Source organism: Pacificispira sp. HM-600 (assembly GCF_977993705.1).
In genome coordinates, this window is the sequence record NZ_OZ388079.1 from 1,885,253 (window position 1) to 1,904,933 (window position 19,681).

Genomic DNA, 19,681 nt, shown 5'->3' on the forward strand with positions numbered 1-19,681 from the left:
CTACTTCTGCAGCTCGAAGGTGGTCGCGCCGACCTTGATGGGCGCGCCGATCGTCACCGGTGTGGGGGCCTGCACGCGGGCGCCATCGTGCCAGGTGCCGTTCGTCGAATCGAGGTCCTGAATCATCCACTGCTCGCCCCACAGCACCAGGCGTGCGTGATGGCTGGAGGTGTAGTCGTCTCGGATCACCAGACCCGATTCGCTCGAGCGGCCGATCGTGAGCGGTTCGTTCGTCAGGGGGAGCTCGAGCCCGGCCTTCGGCCCTGAGGTGATGACGATGCGCTGGACCGATTCGGTCGTTGCGGCGCCGCCCTTCTTGCCGGCTCGTGAGGGCGCAGGGGCTGCCGCCGGCGCGGGGGTCGACGGGGCGGGTGGCGCGGTCGGGGGTGCCTGCGCGGTGGCTGAAGCTGCGGCGGCTCCCGGGGCGCCTGCGGCTTCACTTGCGGGCTCAGGCATGCGGCGCACGCGCACGCCGAAGAGATCCGCGCGCATCGAGTAGACGACAACGAAGACGAAGGCCCACAGCAGGAGCAGGAAGCCGATCCGCAGCAGGAGAAGGGTGAGCTCGCTCATCGCGCCCCGCTTCCACCGAGCGCGTCGAACGCACGGGTCACATCGGCGGGCGGTGGTGGCGGAGGCTTCGGGGGTCGCGCCTGCGCGACGACGCGGAAGACGATGTCAGTGCGTCCGATCCGAATCGTCGAGTCCGGCTCGAGCGCGGCCTGCGTGACGCGCTGGCCGTTGAGGGAGGACCCGTTGGTCGATCCGAGGTCGCGGACCATGGCGCGTTCGCCGTCCCACAGAATCTCGACGTGCTTTCGGCTCGTGCCGGCGTCGGGGATTGTGATGTCGGCGTCGCTGCCCCGACCGATTACTGTTCGGCTCGAAGTCAGGGGGTGCCGTTTGCCATCGATATCGACGACGGCGCGCCACGAAACGCGGCCCTCTTCTGTCGTGGAACTGACGCGCAGCGTTCCCGCCGCGACATTGGGATCGACGCCGAGCCGGATGCTGACGGCACCCGCAAACGTGTAGCCCTGTGCCTTCGCGTGCTTCTGCACGAGCGTGTCGAGCTCGGTCAGTAACGTGTCGCCGAGCGCCGCCATCTTGGCGTGGTCGGCGGGCGAGAGTTCGACGACGAAGGTGTTGGGCGCGAGGATGCGGTCGCGGCTGACGACCGCGGCCTTCTTGTCGAGCTCGCCGCGCAGGGCGGAGGCGATCTCGACCGGTTGGATGCCGCTGCGAAAGGTGCGCGCGAAAGCACCGTTTACGGCGCGCTCGAGACCCTTCTCGAAGCTGTCAAGTAGACCCACGGGGCTCCTCAGGCGGGGCGGATGGTAGGCCCATCGTAGTCAGCGAGGCTGGATAGGCCCCGACGATCGGGGAGTTGTGCGGGATAACGCTCTTCGTCGCCGGAGGAGATCGGCGCGGAGAGGAGAACTCTGTTGTGCCCGAGTCCTCCTCTGGCCCTGTGATCCTCGTCTCGCGTCGCCGCGCACCCGTGATATTCTCGGCAGGTTGAGTTTTGGGGCGTATGTCCCAAATTCGCGCGAGTGGCGGAATAGGCAGACGCGCTGGCTTCAGGTGCCAGTGCCCGAAAGGGCGTGGGGGTTCAACTCCCCCCTCGCGCACCAGAGATTTCTCGACGTTCGAGACATCCGGTGTCGCAGTTGGCCCAGGATCCTTCGGGATTACTGGGCCAGAGTCGTTTCAGGCGAGCGGATGCTGCTCGCGCACAATCCGCTCGGCCCCGTCCGCATCGCGCGCAAGGAAAGCGTCGCACAGGCGCACGAACGAATCGGCTCGCAGGATCGGATCACCGGGGTGCGGGGTCCACCCGACGAGTAGGCGCGCGACGGGCAGGTGGATATCGCGGAGCGTCTGGATGAGCATCCGATTTCGCGATACGTGCGTGATTCGCCGGAACAGCGCGACCATGAGCGCCGACAGCTCACGCGGATCGGCTTCGGAGGTGGCGGCCGCGACCTGATCGAGGAGTGCGCAGATCTCCGCGAGCTCCTCATCGGTTGCTCGCATCACTGCGAGACGGGCCGCGATGCCGCTGAGCTGTCCGATGTATTCGATTGCCTCCGCACGGCTGGACTCGTCGGGCGTGGTGACCCGGGTATAGCGGTGCGCGGCTACTTCGAGCAGGCCCTGACTGGCTAGGCGCTGGATGGCCTCGCGGACCGGCGTGCGGGAAATCCCGTACAGATCGGCGATCTCGACATCACGGATGCGTTCGCCGGGGGCGAGGCGGCCGTCGAGGATGGCGCGGGCGAGCAAGGCGTAGACGTCGTCTGCCAGCGCAGAACCGCTGGCCTCCAGACGCTCAGCGGGTGCATCAAGGGGCATTTCGGGTGCCTTTTTCGGGTAAGGCACGGCGGAAACCCGCCGCTCGAATAGTGCGAGACATCTTACGCACGGCATACCAGAAACCGGCAGTGAGGGTCACCTTTCCTCGCGGGGAGCAGCACCGCGAGAGGAATTCTCTGATCACGTTCGGGCAACGTTTGTGTCTCCTTCTTTCGAAGGCATTGCGCGATGTCACCCCCGTCGGGGTAGCGTGGTACCACAACCCCGCTCTACTTCGGTGGTGCGGCTTATTACCCGCGAGGCTTTCGGCCTTGCGACTGAAGAGAATGGCAAGTATGTCTAGCACGGGAACCGTCAAGTGGTTCAACGCCGAAAAGGGCTTCGGCTTCATCGCCCCCGATGAGGGTGGCGCCGACGTCTTCGCGCACTACACCGCTATCCAGGCGGGCGGCTACCGCTCGCTCGAGGAGAACCAGCGCGTGGAGTTCGAGACGGCTCAGGGCCCGAAGGGTCTGCAGGCCGAGAACATCCGCCCCGTCTAGGGAGCGAATCACATAAGGACGCACTCCGGAGCTCACGCTCTGGGGTGCGTTCTGCTTTTCCGGCGCGCGTCAGCCGTGGCGCAGCATGTCGACTCCGGCAGCGGCGAACTGGCGCAGGGTCGCGTCCGGCAGGAACGCACGGGTGAGACCCGCCGCGATCCGGGTCAGGTCGCCCTCGTCCCGGTAGAGCAGGTAGATGGGCTCGTACCGTGGGTTGAACTTCGTCTTGAACCGGTGCAGCGATCGGAATCCGTAGACGGGCTCGAGCGCGCTCGACAGTGAGCCCAGTAGTTGGGCGATCGAGCCCTCATCCGGAGTCACCTCGTGCGCGAGTGGTGCGCCCGACAGCGAGAGCGTGAGTGCGCCCTCGGCCGCGAAGTCCCGCGCGGAAGATCCGATCAAGAACTCCATGACCGGGCCGAACCCGCCCTCGCGTCGGCGCATGAGGTCCAGGGTCCAGCCATGCACGGTGCCACCGGGTCCGTACACCGGAAGCCACGACAGAAACCCGTCGACGTCGCCATTCGGTGCGAGCGCGAGCGCGAGTCGCACGTCGGGATCCTCGGCCTCTTGCAGGGTGCCGAGTGTGAACCGCATTTCGGGCAGGCCCTTGTCGCCGACCCATGACTCCGAGATCGCGCGCAACTGCTGTCGAACACCCCAGGGCTCCTCGGCCAAAGTAGTGAGGCGGAAGATCATCCCGTCGCGCTCGCCGCGGTTGAGTGCCTGGCGCACATACGACCAGGCTTTGCCGGTGAACTCGAGCCCGGGCAGATCGACGATCGTGTCGTCCGCAATGACCAGCGCGCGCCATCCGTCCGGCATCGCATCGCGGGTGACCTGGCTGCAGCTGAAGAAGCACGGGATGAGCCCCTGTCCTTCCGTCGTGCGGACGAACGTGCTCACCGAGTTGGGGACGGATGCCGGGGGCCCGAGCGGATCGGCGAGGGCGATCGCAACCCCGAGCCGCGGCTGGAAGGCGACCATGCCGTCGCCGGTGCGCAGGTAGCGAAGCCCCTCCCATGTCGCCATCCACGAGAGGTTGCCGCCGCCCTCCGCGCGGATCAGTGCGCGGACGTCGTCGGTGGATACCGCGGTCCCCTCCCCGATGCGTCGGCGGCGGGTGGCCCGGAACGCCCGGCGGACGATGATCAGGTAGACGAAGAACAGCGCCCACAGCAGCGAGGTGGCGAGCGCGACATCCGGATCGCCGTAAACGTCGTAGACCTCAGCGGGGAAGAGCGCGAACAGGGCGATGATCGCGGCGGCGACCAGCAGGTTCACTGCCGCCCACAGGACGCTCAGAATCCACGCCCACCGGCGGCCGAGACGGAGCCCGCGCGACACCAGCAGCACCACGACGGTGTCGATCGCTACGTCGAGCCAGGGCCCATCGAGCGGCGCGGTCGGCCCGAACGGCCCGTTGGTGGGAAGGAGCAACGACAGGATCTGGATGACCGCGAGCGAGAGGATCACCGCGAACGCGAGCAGCCGCTGTTCGCGAACGGTGGTGCGCTGGATGCGGAATGAACGGTCGATCACGAGCACCAGCGTGATCGCGAAGGCGTGCTCGACATCGGCGAGTGAGCCGAGCAGCAACAGGCTGATCGCTGCGTAGGCGAAGACGATGACCCAGCCGCGCTGGCGCCACGGTGCCGCCAGCAGTCCTATGGAGGCGGCGATGCAGGCCATCGTGCCGCCGGATGCGCCGACATCGAGCTGCCCAGCGAGGGTTGTCGCCCACGGCCAGGGGAGCAGGCGCCCGAACATCAGGAAGGCCGCCGTAGCGAAGATCGCGAAGAGCTGACCGAAACCGAAGTACAGCAGCGCGATGCGTGTACCCCGCTTCATCTCGAGGAAGCCGAGGCCAGCCAGGCTCAGAAGCGTGGGGATGTAGACGACGGGATGCGCGACGAAGAAGGTGCCGGTGAACGGCGTCCACCACCGGCCCGCTTCGAGCGCGGGCAGGCCGTACGCGACCGCCTCGAACCAGGGCTGTTCGGTGACCGGACGCCAGAGACCCTGACCGACGATGCCGACCGCGATCAGGAGTACGAGCAGCGTCAGCGTCGCCGGCATGGCGCGGACGAGGCGCCCGAACAAGCGTGCGGGATGCGGGGGTGTCGGGTCGCTCACGCTGTCAGGCTAGCGAGGGATGCCCGCCGCCGGGCCCTACGCGCCGGGAAGCAGGAGCGCGCGAAGGGCGTCCATGTCGTCCGCGACGGCGGAGGCACCCTCGGATTCGTGCGGCCAGCTGAAGCCCCAGCGCACGAAGATGACCGGCACATCGTGAACCGCGCCCCCGTCGACGTCGTGGTGCCGGTCACCGATGAGCACCGGTCGAGACGTGTCGACTCCCGCGGCCTCGAGTCGGCGCAGAGCCTCGGCGACGATGTCGGACTTGGCGCTCAGCGTCCGCTCGTCGGGGGTGGCGCCCACGATGGTGGTGAAGTCATCCGTCAGCCCGAAGAACTGCATCAGCTCTCGCACCTGGTTCTCGGGCTTGCTGCTCGCGGTCGCTTGGGGTACTCCATCGCGATGCAGGTCGTGGATCAGGTCGACGATGCCGGGGAAGGTCCGCGCGCCGGTCGTGTAGCCGTCGCGCGCCCCGAGTTCGCGATACCACGAGACCGCCGTGGTGGCCTCTTCGGGGGACATGCCGGCCTGAGCCTGGAACGATTCGAACATCGGCGGACCGATCCAGTGCACCAGCTCGGCGCGGGTAGGCGCGGGGCGGCCGAAGTGCTCGAGTGTGATGGTCAGTCGGCGCAGGATGCCGTCCGAGGCATCCACGATCGTGCCATCGACATCCCAGAGGATGCAGGACCAGGGGCAGATGTCGGGCATGGGATCCAGCCTACGGGGCGGGTGAGGGGTCACTCCGTCTCGGCTCTGCGGACCTCGCACAATGACCGAGTATCCCTAGAACAGGCGGGGGACCCCCGACTCGATGCCCTTCATGTCGTCGTAGTCCAGGGTGACGCAGCGGATGCCTCGGTCCGTCGCGAGCACACGGGCCTGCGGTTTGATCTCCTGCGCCGCGAAGACTCCCGTGACCGGGGCGAGGTGGGGGTCGCGACCGAGCAGGGCCAGGTAGCGGGTGAGCTGCTCGACGCCGTCGATGTCGCCCCGGCGCTTGACCTCAACCGCGATCGTTCCGCCCGCGGGGTCGCGCAGCAGTAGGTCGACCGGGCCGATCGCCGTCGGGAACTCCCGTCGCACCAGCGTGACGCCGTCGCCGATGAGCTCGACCTGCTCGGCGAGCAGGCGCTGCAGATCAGCCTCGACGCCGTCCTTCTGCAGTCCGGGATCGGCTCCGAGCTCGTGTGAGGTGTCGTGGATGATCTCGTAGATGTTGACCAGCAGGGCATCGCCCGACTTCGCGTGCGTGACACGCCACTGCTCGATCACGCCGACGTCACGGGCATCGTCGTCCGGTTGCTGCGACACCAGCGAGCAGGGCGGACTCATCCAGTTGAGCGGCTTGTAGCTGCCGCCATCCGAATGCACCAGCAGACTTCCGTCGCTTTTGTGAACCAAAAGACGGGTGGCGAGGGGGAGATGCGCGCTGAGACGGCCGGAGTAATCGACGGAGCAGCGGGCGATGACAAGACGCACCCGTCCACGGTACCCGTCGGTGCCGCCGTGCCTCGCCAGACGGTGCGTGGGGGGGCGGGATTGAGAACCCGCCCCCCAGGGCGGATGGTTACCGCGCGTCGATCGGCAGCAGGATGTCTTTGACCGAGGGGTCGGTCCGCAAGAACTCCTGCACGGCTGGGTCCTGGAATGCCTGGACGAGCTTCTTGACGTTGTCGGTGTCGGCGTAGTCCGAGCCGATCGTGAGCTGTCCCGCGAATTCGTCCGGCGCTGCCGGAGCGTAGATCTGCTTGTCGATGTCGATCTGCGCCGCGAGGTAGTACTCGGTGTAGCCCACCGCCGCGTCGAGGTCTGGCAGGGCGCGAGACTGCGCCGCGAAGTCCAGCAGCACGAATGTGAGGTTCTTCGGGTTGGCGACGATGTCGTCCTGCGTCGCGTAGGCCTTGTCGATCGACGGGTCGAGGGTGATCAGACCGGCGCGCTCGAGGACCCAGAGTCCCTGTGCCTCGTTGGCCGGGTCGGAGTACAGCGAGATCTTTCCGCCATCCGGGATCTCGCTGATGTCGTCGTACTTGTCCGACCACACGCCGAAGCCCCACCGGAAGACGGGAACCGCCGCCGTCTCTTTGAAGTCGGGGTTCGCCTCGAGCACCTGGCTGAGCCAAAGCTTGTGCTGGTAGATCGTGCCAGCCACCTCGCCCTCGCTGACGGCGCGGTTGATGGTGTTGCTGTCGGCCAGACCGCGGAAGGCGATCGTGAGCCCGTACTTGGGGGCGACCTCTTTCGCGATGAACTCCACGAGGGCCTGCTCCGAGGCGTTGCCCTCAGCGGTTGCGATCTCGAGCGTTGCGCCGGCGATCTCGTTGGGGGACTTGGCCGGGTTGAGAAGCGGAACCAGGATGGCGGCGCCAATTGCCGCGACGACGACCGCGCCGCCGACGATCCATGGCCAGCGCCGACGGGTCTTGACCTCGAACCCGTGATCGTCGCTCGGCGGCGTCGTACGGGTGTCCTGTGTGGTTGTCATGGCAGAGCTCTCCTGGGGTGTTGTGCGAGTTTGGGGTTAGGGGGTGGGCTGAAGATGACTGGGCTGAAGATGACTCTTCTGAACAGAACGCCGCGTGCGAGCGTGGGGCGTCGTGCGGAAGACGAGGGTGTCGCCGATTTTTTGCACGGCCGCGACGAGCAGAACGAGCACGATGATCGTCGCCAACATGACCCCGTTGTCGAAGCGCTGGTAGCCGTAGGTGACGGCGACGTAGCCGATTCCGCCCGCTCCGATGCTTCCCGCGATCGCGGAGTACTCGATCATGGCGATCGTGTTGATGGTGATGCCGCCGATGATGCTCGGCACGGCTTCGGACAGCTGCGCCGTGCGGATGATCTGGAGCGGTGATGCGCCGCTCGCCGTCGCGACGCGCGCGAGGTTGGCCGGAACGCCCCGCAGCGAGTTCTCGACGATGCGGGTGAAGAAGGCGATGCCCGCGATCGACATCGGAACGACCGCAGCCGCGATGCCGATGTTGGTGCCCGTGACGAATCGCGTGAACGGAACAATGGCGGCCATCAGGATGAGGAACGGCAGGGAACGACCGATGCTCACGATTCCACTCAGGATGGCGTGCAACCGCGGCCGCGGAAACAGGCCGTGCGGTGCGAGGTTGTGCACGAGCGCCCCGAGCGGGATCCCGACGATGACGACGATGGTCATGACGATGCCGACCATGATCAGCGTGTCGAGAAGAGCCGGGAGGATCAGGGCGGGAATGTCCGCGAGGGGGACGTTATCGATACGTCTCATGTCGACACCGCCCCTGAAGAAGCCGCCTCGGACGAAACCGCGCCGGCGGGAACACCCACGCGGACCGGTTCTTCCGGTCGAGCGTCGAGGCCGAGGTCTTCCAATGTTCGATGCACGCGCTCGCCGTCGGCGTGAGCGATGCCGATCACTGCGGACCCGACGGTCGATTCGTGGAGGACCTCGACGGATGCGCCGAGGAGGGATACGGGAACGCCCAGCGTCTCGCCGAGCCGGGATATCCAATCCGTCGAAACGTCTGCGGCGCGATACGAAACCACCCACGTCGTCTCGGACTCGCGCGCTGCGGCGTGCGCTCGGCGGGGTTGAAGTGCCCGGCCCAGTTCGGAGTCGGCGTTGTGCAAGAGCTCGACCAGACGGCCGGATTCGACGATGCGCCCGTGATCGAGGCGCGCGACCGAGTCGGCGATGCTCCGTACCGTGTCCATCTCGTGCGTGATGAAGATGATCGCCAGATCGAGATCGTCGCGCAGCTCTTTGACCAGGTCGACCACGGACGCGGTCGCTTCGGGATCCAACCCGCTCGTCGCCTCGTCCGAGATCAGGACGCGAGGCCGGAGTGCGAGGGCGCGTGCGATGCCGACCCTCTGACGCTGTCCGCCCGACAGTTCGTGCGGGTAGCTGTTCGTCTTGTGGGCGAGACCGACTCGATCGAGTAGTTCGGCCACCCGGCGCTTGGTCTCGAGGGCGGTGACGCCGAGGTACTCCAGCGGAAGCGCCACGTTCTGGGCGGCGGTGCGGCGACTGAAGAGGCCGTCGTGCTGGAAGATCGTGCCGATCTTGCGCCGGGCGACGCGCAGTTGCGTCGCGTTCAGGTGCGAGAGGTTGTCGCCGTTGACGATGACGGCCCCCGAGGTCGGCGCCTCGAGCAGCGTCGCGCACTGGGCGAGCGTGCTCTTGCCCGCGCCGCTCGGGCCGACGACCGCGAAGATCTCGCCGGTTGCGACGGCGAAGTCGAGACGGTCGAGCACAGTGGTGCCGCCGAAGGTCTTGGTGAGTTGCTCGAGGCGGATCATCGCGGCACCGGACGTGGGTCAGGGGAGGAAGGCATGCCGATGACCGTAAGGGCGTGGCGTCACCTCGGCACAGCCCCCGTGACGTAGTGGGTAACGACGTGACGCACGGCGTAACCATGTGACGTTGTGTGTTGCCAGCACTGGCGTAGGCAACGCGCGTGCCCGACGATTGCCCGATGACTCGACAGATCCGTTTCAATGCCTTCGACATGAACTGCGTCGCCCACCAGTCGTCGGGCATGTGGCGCCACCCCGACGACCGTTCCGCGAATTACAAGGACCTGAGCTACTGGACCGACCTGGCTCAGCTGCTCGAAAGCGGAACCTTCGACGGGATCTTCATCGCCGACGTCCTCGGCACCTACGACGTCTACGGCGGCACGAACGAAGCCGCCATCCGCCACGGCGCGCAGGTTCCCGTCGGCGATCCGGTTCTGCTGGTCTCGGCCATGGCGGCCGTCACCCAGAATCTCGGATTCGGCGTGACGGCCGGTACCGCGTACGAGCACCCGTATCCGTTCGCGCGGCGGATGTCGACGCTCGACCACCTGACCAAGGGTCGCGTCGGCTGGAACGTGGTGACCGGCTACCTCCCGTCCGCCGCCCGCAACATGGGCAACGACGACCAGCTCGAGCACGATGAGCGATACGAGCACGCGGACGAGTACCTCGAGGTCCTCTACAAACTGTGGGAGGGCTCATGGGAGGACGACGCGGTCATTCGCGACCGTGAGTCCGGTGTCTTCACCGATCCGCAGAAGGTGCACGAGATCGGCCACGAGGGCAAGTACTTCAGCGTGCCGGGCATCCATATCTCCGAGCCGTCGCCCCAGCGCACCCCCGTGATCTACCAGGCGGGCGCTTCGCCGCGCGGCATCGAGTTCGCGGCCGGCAACGCAGAGGCGATTTTTGTCGCGTCTCCGACCAAGGCCGTCCTCAAGAACACCGTGAGCAAGATCCGCGACGCCCTCGAGGGCGCCGGTCGCGATCGGTACTCGGCCCGCATCTACACGTTGCTCACGATCATCACCGACGAGACGCCGGAGAAGGCGCAGGCGAAGCACGAGGACTTCCTGCAATACGCGAACCACGAGGGCGCGCTCGTGTTCATGTCCGGATGGATGGGCATCGACCTGTCGCAGTACGAGCTCGACGAGCCCGTGGGCAACGTCAAGAGCAACGCCATCCAGTCCGTCATCGCGAACTACCAGGAGTCCGCGGCGCACGGCGAGACGTTCACGGTGCGAGACATCGCCCGCATCAGCGCCATCGGCGGCCTCGGGCCCACGATCGTCGGGTCCGGGAAGGAGGTCGCCGACCAGCTGCAGGAATGGGTGGCGGAGACGGATGTCGATGGGTTCAACCTTGCGTACGCGATCACGCCGGGAACCTTCGAGGACATCGTGAATTACGTGATCCCCGAACTGCGCGCGCGGGGTGCGTACCCGACCTCTTACGCCGAGGGAACGCTGCGCCAGAAGCTGCACGGCAAGGGCGACCGCCTGCCCTCCGACCACAAGGGCGCTGGTTACCGGGTGGGTTCGCTCATCACCTCGTGACGCCGACGCCGTGAGCAATCGTCAGGAGGCGGAGGGCTGGTTCGATGCCGACCGCTCCTCCTGGCGACGCCCTTGACCGACGTGCGCTCCCGGCAGCGGGCGAGTGGCGCCCGATGCGAAGCCCGACGCGACGATGAGCGCGACCAGGATGTAAAGGGTGTTGAGTAGACCGATGTGCTCGCTGACGAAGCCGAGCAGCGGCGGACCGCACAGGAACGCGATGTAACCGATCGTCGCGGCGGCGCTCACGCGGGCCGCTGCGCGAGCGGGGTCGTCGGCGGCCGCGGACATGCCGAGCGGAAAGCCGAGCGAGACGCCCGCGCCCCAGAGTGCCGCGCCGAGGAAGACAAGTGGGATCGACGGCGCGAGGATGAACAGCAAGAGCCCCCCGGCCGCGGCGGCCGCGAGAACGCGGAGGGTAGCGACACGACCGAAGCGGTCGACGAGCGGCCCACCCGCGATGCGGACGACGGTCATGCTGACCGAGAAGACCGCGAGGCCCGCGGCGCCCAGCGCCTGGTCGGCACCGTGGCCCTCGACCACGGTCAGCGCGAGCCAGTCGTTCGCTCCGCCCTCGGCGAAGGCCATTCCGAGCATCACGATGCCGAGCGTGTAGGTGCGGGGTTCGCGCCAGGCCGACAGGGACTCGTGCAGGCGGGCCTTCCAGTCGGGGGCGGTCCCCTCGGACGGCGCCGGATCCAGGGCGACCATGCGGGCCGGCACGTTGGCGATGCTGACGAACGCGATGACGAGGATGACGCCGCCGAGCACGGCGGTGTGCACCAGGACGTTCAAGCCCCACGTCACGGCGAGCACTCCGATGCCCGCGCCCAGCACGGTGCCGAAGCTGAAGAACGCGTGGAAGAGGGGGAGGAGTGTCTTGCCGATCTGCTTCTCGATCACGGCGCCGTCGACGTTCATCATGACGTCGAGTGATCCGTTGCCGAGGCCGAAGAGGGCAAGTCCCAGCACGACGACGCCGTAGGAACCCAGTGCATCCGTGCCGATTCCGATGATCGCGACCCCGATCGCGATCACGATCATCGCAACGAACATGCCGCGTCGTGCCCCGAAACGCGCGAGCACGACGGAGCTGAGGGACAGTCCGACGATCGACGCGACTCCCGCGAGAAGCAGGACGAAGCCGATCTGGATGTTGTCGATCTGGAGGGCTTCTTTGATCGCCGGAACCCGCGACGCCCACGTGGCGATCGAGAGTCCGCTCGCCGTGAAGATGGCGAAGACCGCCGTGCGCCAGCGCAGCAGCGCGCGGTGGTCGAGCGGTGCGGCGAGTTCGGACATGAGCAGAGTCTATCGAATCGATTCGGCGATGCCCGGCCCGCACGATGTACCATCGGTGGACCAACCCCGAACCCGGAGGAGCGATGGCTGCCGGAAGGCCCACGATCACCGATGTCGCGCGTGTCGCTCAGGTATCGCCGTCGACCGCGTCCGTGGTCTTCAGCGGCAAGGCGTCCGTGACGGATGCGACCCGCGCCCGTGTGCTCGAGGCCGCAGCCTCTCTCGGGTACACGGGTCCCGACCCTCGAGCAGCGTCGCTCCGTCGCGGGAGTAGCGGCATCGTCGGCGTGGTCTTCGAAGAACACCTCGGCGCAGCGTTCCGCGATCCGATCACGGCCGTCATGATGGACGGGCTCGCCGAAGGGGTCTCGCCGCTCGGAGCCGGGTTGCTGCTGCTTCGCGATGATGCCGGTGTCGTCAGAGACGATCCCGGTGTCGTTCCGAACGGCGCGAGCGCGCCGAGTCTGCGCTCGGCCCCCGTCGACGCCATCGTGCTGGTCGGATGCAGCGGCCGTCTCGCGGACTCGCTCGAGGCCGTCCGCGGTCGAGGTATCCCGGTTGTCGTCATCGAGGGCGATGCCGGCCCCGGCATCCCACGCGTCGAGCTGGATAACCGTGAAGCTCAGCGCCACGCAGCGCGTCACCTGCGATCGCTCGGTCACGAGAATGTCGCCGTGCTGACGCTCCCCTTCGACGCGGGACGCTGGCGGGGATGGGTTGCTGCGGACGACTCGCGCGTCCCGGTCGTGGACGTCACGCGCGAACGACTCGCGGGTGCCCGCGATGTCTTCCCCGCGGCTCGCGTCTACGCGGCGGGTGGCAGCCTGATCGACGAGGGGCTCGCGGCGGGCCGCGCCATTCTGACCGACGCCCGTAGTCGCCCCACCGCTGTCATCGCGCAGAGCGACCTTCTCGCGGCGGGCGTCGTCCGCGCCGCGGAGGAACTCGGGCTCGCGGTGCCGGGAGATGTCAGCGTGACGGGATTCGACGGCATCACCGTCGACGGATTCGCCCCCTACGAACTCACCACGCTGGTGCAACCCGCGGCGGAGAAGGGTCGCGCCGCAGGCACGATCGTCACGCGGATGATCGAGGGATTGGATGCCGCATCGATCAGTTTCACGTGCACGTTCCGGCAGGGCAACACGACGGGACCCCCGCCGGGCTGAGGCATTCGTGCGGATTACATCCAGAGGCCCGCGCGTCGGAGCACCGTAGGATAGGACCACTGTCCATTCCCTGAGCCGCCCCGGCCGACACGACCGAGGAGACGCCCGTGCTGCTGATCCTCGCCGCGTTCGCCGTCATCTCGCTGGCAATGCCGTGGCTCGTTCGGACCCTCGGATCGCGGGCTTTCTACATCGCCGCGGCGATGTCGGCGGTGGCGTTCATCGAAGCGGTTCTGCGTACGCCCGACGTCCTTGCCGATCGGACGCCCTTCGAGTCGTTCGAATGGATCCCCGCGCTCAGCATCTCACTCTCGATGCGCATGGACACCCTCGCGTGGGTCATGACCCTCGTCGTCACCGGCGTGGGCGCGCTCGTGCTGCTCTATTGCCGCTGGTACTTCCGTGACAAGCCCGAGGGGCTCGGGCAGTTCGCCGCGGTCCTGCTCGCCTTCGCCGGAACAATGTACGGCTTGGTGCTGACGGACGACATCGTCGTGCTGGTGATGTTCTGGGAGATCACCAGCATCCTGTCGTACCTGTTGATCGGGTACTACCACCGTCGAGCCGGCAGCCGCCGCGCCGCCCTGCAGGCCCTCCTGGTCACGACCCTCGGCGGGCTCGTGATGTTGATCGGCGTCGTGCTGCTCGTGGTCGACACAGGTACGTCGAGCCTGTCCGGCATCCTCGAGATCGCGCCGAGCGGACCGGTTGTCGATGCCGCCCTCGTCCTGCTGCTCGTCGGCGCGCTCAGCAAGTCGGCGATCTTCCCCTTCCACTTCTGGCTGCCGGGCGCGATGGCCGCCCCGACCCCGGTGAGCGCGTATCTGCACGCCGCCGCGATGGTGAAGGCGGGAATCTATCTGCTCGCCCGCCTTGCGCCCGTTTTCGCGGATGCCCCGCCCTGGCGCCCGATCGTCATCTCGCTCGGTGTCCTCACGATGCTGATCGGAGGCATCCAGGCGCTGCGAGAGCGCGACCTCAAGCGCATTCTGGCCTTCGGTACCGTAAGCCAGCTCGGGTTCCTGACCGTGGTCCTCGGCTTCGGTACGCGCGACGCGGCGCTCGCCGGCCTTGCGCTGCTGCTGGCCCACGCCCTGTTCAAATCCAGCCTGTTCCTGATCGTCGGTGTCATCGACCGCCAGCTCTCCACGCGCGATATCTCGGAACTGTCGGGCCTCGGCCGGCAGGCTCCCGTCATGACGACTTTCGCGTTCATCGCGATCGGATCGATGGCCGGGGTAATTCCTACGCTCGGCTTCGTCGCGAAAGAGGGCGTGCTCACGGCCCTTCTCGATGAGGCTCAGGGCGGCTCGGTATGGGGTCTCGTCGCCCTGCTCGGAGTCGTGCTCGGATCCGTATTCACGGTCGCCTACGGCACCCGATTCTTATGGGGCGCCTTCTTCCGCAAGCGGGACATGCCGGTGACCGAATGGCCCGACCCGCCGATCGGCTTCCTCGCTGCCCCCATCGTTCTCTCGGGACTGTCGATCGTCGGCGGTTTCGCGGCACCGTGGGTCGACGTGGCGCTGCAGGGTTACGCCGACACCGCGCCGGCATCGACGCCCGGCGTCGCGGCACCCGAGTACGCCTACCGCCTGGCGCTCTGGCACGGGCTCGAGCCCGCCCTGTTCCTCTCGCTCGCGACGCTCGTCGGCGGAGCGCTCGTCTTTGCTCTCGCGCAGGCGACGCGCTGGGATACCCGTCGGCGGCTCGTGCGGTTCACGGCGTCGGATGCCTACTACGAGGTCGTTCGACAGGTCGACCGCCTCTCGGTGGCCACGACGACGCTCACCCAGCGCGGATCGCTCCCCATCTACGTCGGCACGATTTTTGTCGTGCTCGTCGCCGCCGAGACGACCGTGATGCTCGCGTCACCGACCTGGCGGGCCCAGCTCGACGCGTGGCAGTCGCCCATCCAGCTCGTCGCCGCGCCGCTGATGATCGGCGCAGGCATCGCCGCGGTGCTCGCCCGCAAGCGGTACACCGGTGTCGTGCTGGTGTCGGTGACAGGGCTCGGTATGGTGCTGCTGTTCGCCACGAGCGGGGCGCCCGACCTCGCTCTGACGCAGATCCTCATCGAGACCGTGACGCTCGTCGCCTTCGCTCTCGTACTGCGGCGTCTCCCCGCGCAGATGGGCGATCACAACGCCTCCGTCGCCCGGGTTCCCCGAGCCATCCTGGCCATCGGTGTGGGCGTGACGATGGCGATGGTCGCCGCGATCGCGACGGGGGCGCGCATCGAGGCGCCGACCTCGGAATCGTGGCCGCCGCTCGCCTACGAGTTGGGGCAGGGCCGCAATGTCGTGAACGTGGCGCTCGTCGACATCCGCGGCTGGGACACCATGGGCGAGCTCTCGGTGCTCGTCCTCGCGGCGACGGGTGTCGCGTCCCTCGTCTTCGTCACCGATCGTGCCGATAACCTGCAGCGACTGACGTCGGGCGTACCGATCATGCCCGCTCGGCGCCGGCGTCGCCCGCTCGTCGAAACGCTCGCAGGCCCGCGGCCGCAGTCCGCCGCCAACGCGGGCAGCCCGCAGACGTGGCTCGTGGGTGGCCAGCGGATGCGCCCCGAGAATCGCTCGATCATCCTCGAAGTCATCGTGCGCGTGCTGTTCCACACGATCATCGTCGTGTCGATCTACCTGCTCTTCGCGGGGCACAACCTGCCTGGCGGCGGGTTCGCCGGCGGCCTCGTCGCGGGCATGGCGCTCGTCATGCGCTACGTGGCCGGTGGGCGCTACGAGTTGGGAGCGGCCGCCCCGACGGATGCTGGTCGCCTGCTGGGCGCGGGCATGGCGATCGCCGTCGCCTGTGCCGTGGTGCCCCTCTTCTTCGGTGCTCCGCCGCTGACGAGCGCCTTCATCGAGGCCGAACTGCCCGTATTCGGTCACGTCGAGTTCGTCACGACCACGATCTTCGACATCGGCGTGTACCTCGTCGTGGTGGGCCTCGTACTCGATGTGCTGCGGAGCCTCGGCGCCGAGGTCGACCGGCAAAGCCAGCCCGTTCGCGTGGGAGAGGTGGTCAGCTGATGAACGCCTCACTGACCCTCATCATCGTCATGGGTGCGCTCTTCGCGTGCGGCGTCTACGCCATGCTCGAGCGCAGCCTCACGCGCGTCTTGATCGGATTCCTCCTGCTCGGCAACGCCGCGAACCTGTTGCTGTTGATCGTCATGGGCCAGCCCGGCATCGCCCCGTTCTACGGTTCGGGCGAGACATCCGAAATGTCCGATCCTCTGCCGCAAGCCCTCATGCTCACGGCGATCGTGATCACATTCGCCATCTCGGCATTCCTGCTCGCCCTGATCTACCGCTCGTGGCAGCTCGGACAGGCCGACACCGTCATGGACGACGAGGAAGACGTTGCCCTGCGTGAGCGCGGCGTGCAGTCCGAGGACGCGATGGATGACGAAGGTTCAGCGGATGCCGAGGCTCCGACCGACTTCGTCGGTGTCGAGACCGCCCCCATCACCGTGTTGCACAGCCGGGACTTCCCGGGGCTCGTGGACGACGCGCCGACCGACAAGCCCGCGACTCGGCGCCGGTCGGACGGGGGTGAGGACTCGTGAGCTCGCTGGTTCCCCTGCTCGTCGCGCTGCCCCTCATCGGCGCTGCCCTCACCCTGATCTTCGGGCGTCGGCGCCGGTTCCAGGTGGCGATCTCGGTCGTGACCCTCGTGGCTGTCCTTGTGATCGCGGCCGTCCTTCTCGTGGCCGTCGACCAAGGCGCCCCCCTCGCCGTCTCGGTGGGCGGGTGGCCGATCCCCTTCGGAATCGTGCTGTACGTCGATCCACTCGCCGCGCTGCTCGTGCTGGTTTCCAGCATCGTCCTGATCGCGGTCCTGCTCTTCTCGATCGGCCAGGGTGCCGCAGACGGGGATGAAGAAACACCTGTCTCGATCTTCTATCCCTCGTATCTGATCCTCGCCGCGGGTATCTTCAACGCCTTCATCGCCGGCGACCTGTTCAACCTGTACGTCGGATTCGAAATCCTGCTGGTCGCCTCGTATGTGCTCATCACGCTCGGCAGCACCGAGTCGCGCATTCGCACGGGCGTCGTCTACATCGTCGTCTCGCTCGTCTCGTCGATCCTGTTCCTCTCGGCGATCGCGGCGATCTACGCTTCTCTCGGCACCGTGAACATGGCACAGATCGCCGCGCGGATGGGCGAGTTGCCACAGGATGTCCAGCTCGTTCTGCACATGCTGCTGCTCGTCGCCTTCAGCATCAAGGCGGCGGTGTTCCCGCTCTCGTTCTGGCTACCGGACTCCTATCCGACCGCTCCTGCCCCGGTTACTGCGGTGTTCGCCGGGTTGCTGACGAAGGTCGGCGTCTACGCGATCATCCGGACCGAGACGCAGATCTTCCCGAACAACGACATCAACCTGCTGCTGATGGTGGTCGCGCTTGCCACGATGATCGTGGGGGTCCTCGGCGCAGTCGCGCAGGCGGAACTCAAACGCATCCTGTCATTCACGCTCGTCAGTCACGTCGGGTACATGATCTTCGGGCTGGCGATCGGCACCGCGGCTGCCTACGGCGCGACCATCTACTACATCGTCCACCACATCATCGTGCAGACGACGCTCTTCCTTGCGGTGGGCCTGATCGAGCGCCGCGCGGGCAGTACGTCGATCCTGCGGGTGAAGGGTCTGATGCGGGTGGCGCCGGTCATCGCCGTGCTCTACTTCATCCCCGCGGTGAACCTCGGTGGCCTGCCACCCTTCTCGGGATTCATCGGCAAGTTCGCCCTGTTCGACGCCGGCGCGCAGGTCGGGACGCCGGTCGTCATGGTGCTGATCGTCGGCGGAATCGTCACCTCGCTGCTGACCCTCTACGCGCTCATGCGCGCCTGGAACCTCTCGTTCTGGCGAGAAGAAGAGGATTCTTCCGAGACGGAGGCGCGCATCGCGCATCTGGGCCGGTCGACGGGCGCTGCGGTCGAGACCGAGCGACGTGTCATCCCCCGCATCATGACGGTAGCGACCGGAGGGATGGTTGCGGTCACCCTCGCCCTGACGATCTTCGCGGGGCCGCTGCTGGAGATCTGCGTGCGTGCGGGTGAATTGCTCACGCAACCTGTCACCATCACCCAGATCGATGAGGAGGCAGAGGAATGAGCCCCGACTCCCGCGCCTCGCACGCGCGTCACATCTGGGCCCAGCTGCCGTTCTTCGGTTGGCTGATCGCCCTGTGGATGTTGCTGTGGGGCCAGTTCACCGTGCTGGCTTTCGTCACGGGCCTGATCGTCGCTCTCTTGGTCACGCGGATCTTCCGGCTGCCGCCCGTCGACCTGTCCGGCCGGCTGAACCCCTGGTACGGGCTCGTCTTTGTTGCGACCTTCCTCGCCGCGCTCGTGCGGGGTTCGCTGATCGTTGCCTGGCAGGTGCTCGACGTGCGTCAACAACCCGGCGCTGCGGTCATCGCCGTCCCGCTCCGCACCGACGACGATCTGATCATGAGTCACACGGCTGTCACGGCCTCTCTCATCCCGGGTTCGATCATCCTCGAGGCCGATCGAGACCGCCGGGTGTTGTACCTGCACGTCTTGGGTGTCCGAAACGAAACCGACGTCGAGCTCCAGCGCCGCGCCGTGCTCGGGTGGGAAGCCCGGATCGTCCGCGCGGTCGGCTCGCGGGAACAACTACGCGTCATCCGGGACTCGGCGGCGTCGGTCAACAGCCCCGACACGCCCCGACAGGGCAGGGCCCCCGTATGAACGTCCTCGTCGCAGTCATCCTCGTCGTCTTCGCGATCGCGGCTCTGCTCGCGCTCATTCGCATCGTGATCGGACCTTCGATCCTCGACCGCGTGGTCGCGAGCGACGTGCTCCTGACCGAGATCATGTGCATCCTCGGGGCCGACATGGTGATCAACCAGCACACCCGTTCGCTTCCCGTTCTGCTCATCATCGCGGCCGTGGGTGTGTTCGGTTCGATCTCGGTCGCCCGCTTCGTCGCGAGGAGGGACAATCCCCGATGATCGACATCGACTGGTTGGCCATCGCCGACACCACCGCGCTCGTCCTGGTGTTGGCCGGTGCGTTGCTGTGCCTGACCGCATCCATCGGTCTGCTGCGGCTCCGGGACGTGCCCGCCCGCCTGCACGCCGCCACCAAGCCGCAGGTGCTGGGGCTGCTGTTGATCTGCATCGCGATCGCGCTGTCGCTGCGCGCATGGCCTGTCGCGGCCTTCGTGGCCCCGGTGTTCCTCATTCAGCTCGCCACGGCGCCGTTGTCGGCACACATGGTGGGCCGCGCGGCGTACCGCAACGGAACGCTGGACCAGAGCTCACTCATCGTCGACGAGCTGCGCGAGTCGCGCGAGACGCCCCCCGCAGCGGGCGGCTGAGCGTTCAGAA

Annotated in this window: 19 protein-coding genes and 1 tRNA gene; 10 read left to right on the forward strand and 10 right to left on the reverse strand. The window is 67.2% G+C overall.

Annotation, left to right across the window (positions count from 1 at the left end; all coding sequences use genetic code 11):
• On the reverse strand, nt 1-573 hold the full coding sequence (locus tag ACXZ1E_RS08940; RefSeq protein WP_458040180.1) for an FHA domain-containing protein FhaB/FipA: 573 nt from the start codon (nt 571-573) through the stop codon (nt 1-3).
• Nucleotides 570-1,313 carry an FhaA domain-containing protein gene (locus ACXZ1E_RS08945; RefSeq protein WP_458040181.1) on the reverse strand — a complete coding sequence of 248 codons (744 nt, stop codon included), beginning with the start codon at nt 1,311-1,313 and terminating at the stop codon, nt 570-572. Before ACXZ1E_RS08945 ends, ACXZ1E_RS08940 begins: the two co-directional genes overlap by 4 nt.
• Before the next feature lie 234 nt (nt 1,314-1,547).
• On the opposite strand from ACXZ1E_RS08945, the gene ACXZ1E_RS08950 reads away from it, so the two are divergent.
• Nucleotides 1,548-1,634 (forward strand) — tRNA-Leu (locus tag ACXZ1E_RS08950).
• A 76-nt stretch (nt 1,635-1,710) separates the two neighbouring features.
• On the opposite strand, the gene ACXZ1E_RS08955 is transcribed toward ACXZ1E_RS08950, so the two are convergent.
• Nucleotides 1,711-2,355, reverse strand: coding sequence for a GntR family transcriptional regulator (locus tag ACXZ1E_RS08955; RefSeq protein ID WP_458040182.1), 645 nt, complete (start codon nt 2,353-2,355; stop codon nt 1,711-1,713).
• 296 nt (nt 2,356-2,651) lie between these two features.
• Here ACXZ1E_RS08955 and ACXZ1E_RS08960 point away from each other — a divergent pair, with 296 nt between their 5' ends.
• Nucleotides 2,652-2,858: a cold-shock protein gene (locus tag ACXZ1E_RS08960; RefSeq protein ID WP_036296657.1), complete on the forward strand. Its 207-nt coding sequence runs from the start codon at nt 2,652-2,654 to the stop codon at nt 2,856-2,858.
• Nucleotides 2,859-2,927: 69 nt separating this feature from the next.
• On the opposite strand, the gene ACXZ1E_RS08965 is transcribed toward ACXZ1E_RS08960, so the two are convergent.
• The 6 genes from ACXZ1E_RS08965 to ACXZ1E_RS08990 all read right to left on the reverse strand — a co-directional run bounded on the left by ACXZ1E_RS08965 (nt 2,928) and on the right by ACXZ1E_RS08990 (nt 9,290).
• Entirely contained in the window at nt 2,928-4,994 is a 2,067-nt protein-coding gene (locus ACXZ1E_RS08965) for a bifunctional lysylphosphatidylglycerol flippase/synthetase MprF (protein WP_458351931.1), read from the reverse strand.
• A 36-nt stretch (nt 4,995-5,030) separates the two neighbouring features.
• Entirely contained in the window at nt 5,031-5,705 is a 675-nt protein-coding gene (locus tag ACXZ1E_RS08970) for an HAD hydrolase-like protein (RefSeq protein ID WP_458040183.1), read from the reverse strand.
• Between the two features lie 75 nt (nt 5,706-5,780).
• On the reverse strand, nt 5,781-6,476 hold the full coding sequence (nucS, locus tag ACXZ1E_RS08975) for an endonuclease NucS (RefSeq protein ID WP_458040184.1): 696 nt from the start codon (nt 6,474-6,476) through the stop codon (nt 5,781-5,783).
• 88 nt (nt 6,477-6,564) lie between these two features.
• A complete protein-coding gene (locus tag ACXZ1E_RS08980; RefSeq protein WP_458040185.1) occupies nt 6,565-7,482 on the reverse strand; it encodes a MetQ/NlpA family ABC transporter substrate-binding protein in 918 nt (305 codons plus the stop codon).
• Nucleotides 7,483-7,518: 36 nt separating this feature from the next.
• Entirely contained in the window at nt 7,519-8,256 is a 738-nt protein-coding gene (locus ACXZ1E_RS08985) for a methionine ABC transporter permease (RefSeq protein WP_458040186.1), read from the reverse strand.
• Nucleotides 8,253-9,290 (reverse strand): methionine ABC transporter ATP-binding protein, encoded by a 1,038-nt coding sequence (locus ACXZ1E_RS08990; protein ID WP_458040187.1) that lies wholly within the window; start codon nt 9,288-9,290, stop codon nt 8,253-8,255. Before ACXZ1E_RS08990 ends, ACXZ1E_RS08985 begins: the two co-directional genes overlap by 4 nt.
• A 176-nt stretch (nt 9,291-9,466) precedes the next feature.
• On the opposite strand from ACXZ1E_RS08990, the gene ACXZ1E_RS08995 reads away from it, so the two are divergent.
• Entirely contained in the window at nt 9,467-10,849 is a 1,383-nt protein-coding gene (locus ACXZ1E_RS08995; RefSeq protein ID WP_458040188.1) for an LLM class flavin-dependent oxidoreductase, read from the forward strand.
• Between the two features lie 21 nt (nt 10,850-10,870).
• On the opposite strand, the gene ACXZ1E_RS09000 is transcribed toward ACXZ1E_RS08995, so the two are convergent.
• A complete protein-coding gene (locus ACXZ1E_RS09000; RefSeq protein ID WP_458040189.1) occupies nt 10,871-12,151 on the reverse strand; it encodes an MFS transporter in 1,281 nt (426 codons plus the stop codon).
• A gap of 83 nt (nt 12,152-12,234) precedes the next feature.
• On the opposite strand from ACXZ1E_RS09000, the gene ACXZ1E_RS09005 reads away from it, so the two are divergent.
• The 7 genes from ACXZ1E_RS09005 (at nt 12,235) to mnhG (ending at nt 19,671) form a co-directional block, all read left to right on the forward strand.
• Nucleotides 12,235-13,320 (forward strand): LacI family DNA-binding transcriptional regulator, encoded by a 1,086-nt coding sequence (locus tag ACXZ1E_RS09005; protein WP_458040190.1) that lies wholly within the window; start codon nt 12,235-12,237, stop codon nt 13,318-13,320.
• A gap of 107 nt (nt 13,321-13,427) precedes the next feature.
• Entirely contained in the window at nt 13,428-16,352 is a 2,925-nt protein-coding gene (locus ACXZ1E_RS09010; protein WP_458040191.1) for a Na+/H+ antiporter subunit A, read from the forward strand.
• The gene (locus tag ACXZ1E_RS09015) at nt 16,352-16,891 is read left to right on the forward strand and encodes a Na(+)/H(+) antiporter subunit C (RefSeq protein WP_458040192.1); all 540 of its coding nucleotides are present in this window, start codon (nt 16,352-16,354) and stop codon (nt 16,889-16,891) included. Before ACXZ1E_RS09010 ends, ACXZ1E_RS09015 begins: the two co-directional genes overlap by 1 nt.
• Nucleotides 16,888-18,441 carry a Na+/H+ antiporter subunit D gene (locus ACXZ1E_RS09020; protein ID WP_458040193.1) on the forward strand — a complete coding sequence of 518 codons (1,554 nt, stop codon included), beginning with the start codon at nt 16,888-16,890 and terminating at the stop codon, nt 18,439-18,441. Before ACXZ1E_RS09015 ends, ACXZ1E_RS09020 begins: the two co-directional genes overlap by 4 nt.
• The gene (locus ACXZ1E_RS09025) at nt 18,438-19,040 is read left to right on the forward strand and encodes a Na+/H+ antiporter subunit E (RefSeq protein ID WP_458040194.1); all 603 of its coding nucleotides are present in this window, start codon (nt 18,438-18,440) and stop codon (nt 19,038-19,040) included. The genes ACXZ1E_RS09020 and ACXZ1E_RS09025 overlap by 4 nt, the downstream gene beginning before the upstream one ends.
• Nucleotides 19,037-19,303, forward strand: coding sequence for a monovalent cation/H+ antiporter complex subunit F (locus tag ACXZ1E_RS09030; RefSeq protein WP_458040195.1), 267 nt, complete (start codon nt 19,037-19,039; stop codon nt 19,301-19,303). The genes ACXZ1E_RS09025 and ACXZ1E_RS09030 overlap by 4 nt, the downstream gene beginning before the upstream one ends.
• Complete coding sequence (gene mnhG / locus ACXZ1E_RS09035; RefSeq protein WP_458040196.1) at nt 19,300-19,671, forward strand: monovalent cation/H(+) antiporter subunit G; 372 nt, start codon at nt 19,300-19,302, stop codon at nt 19,669-19,671. The genes ACXZ1E_RS09030 and mnhG overlap by 4 nt, the downstream gene beginning before the upstream one ends.
• The last annotated feature ends 10 nt before the right edge of the window (nt 19,672-19,681 follow it).

What these genes read in the sequence shown, in the direction of transcription:
- ACXZ1E_RS09005 (WP_458040190.1), top strand. Translation starts at nt 12,235, where the DNA reads ATGGCTGCCGGAAGGCCCACGATCACCGATGTCGCGCGTGTCGCTCAG.
- ACXZ1E_RS09000 (WP_458040189.1), bottom strand. Translation starts at nt 12,151, where the DNA reads ATGTCCGAACTCGCCGCACCGCTCGACCACCGCGCGCTGCTGCGCTGG.
- ACXZ1E_RS08940 (WP_458040180.1), bottom strand. Translation starts at nt 573, where the DNA reads ATGAGCGAGCTCACCCTTCTCCTGCTGCGGATCGGCTTCCTGCTCCTG.
- ACXZ1E_RS08990 (WP_458040187.1), bottom strand. Translation starts at nt 9,290, where the DNA reads ATGATCCGCCTCGAGCAACTCACCAAGACCTTCGGCGGCACCACTGTG.
- ACXZ1E_RS08985 (WP_458040186.1), bottom strand. Translation starts at nt 8,256, where the DNA reads ATGAGACGTATCGATAACGTCCCCCTCGCGGACATTCCCGCCCTGATC.
- ACXZ1E_RS09015 (WP_458040192.1), top strand. Translation starts at nt 16,352, where the DNA reads ATGAACGCCTCACTGACCCTCATCATCGTCATGGGTGCGCTCTTCGCG.
- ACXZ1E_RS09025 (WP_458040194.1), top strand. Translation starts at nt 18,438, where the DNA reads ATGAGCCCCGACTCCCGCGCCTCGCACGCGCGTCACATCTGGGCCCAG.
- ACXZ1E_RS08970 (WP_458040183.1), bottom strand. Translation starts at nt 5,705, where the DNA reads ATGCCCGACATCTGCCCCTGGTCCTGCATCCTCTGGGATGTCGATGGC.
- ACXZ1E_RS08960 (WP_036296657.1), top strand. Translation starts at nt 2,652, where the DNA reads ATGTCTAGCACGGGAACCGTCAAGTGGTTCAACGCCGAAAAGGGCTTC.
- ACXZ1E_RS08995 (WP_458040188.1), top strand. Translation starts at nt 9,467, where the DNA reads ATGACTCGACAGATCCGTTTCAATGCCTTCGACATGAACTGCGTCGCC.
- ACXZ1E_RS08955 (WP_458040182.1), bottom strand. Translation starts at nt 2,355, where the DNA reads ATGCCCCTTGATGCACCCGCTGAGCGTCTGGAGGCCAGCGGTTCTGCG.
- ACXZ1E_RS09030 (WP_458040195.1), top strand. Translation starts at nt 19,037, where the DNA reads ATGAACGTCCTCGTCGCAGTCATCCTCGTCGTCTTCGCGATCGCGGCT.
- mnhG (WP_458040196.1), top strand. Translation starts at nt 19,300, where the DNA reads ATGATCGACATCGACTGGTTGGCCATCGCCGACACCACCGCGCTCGTC.
- ACXZ1E_RS08980 (WP_458040185.1), bottom strand. Translation starts at nt 7,482, where the DNA reads ATGACAACCACACAGGACACCCGTACGACGCCGCCGAGCGACGATCAC.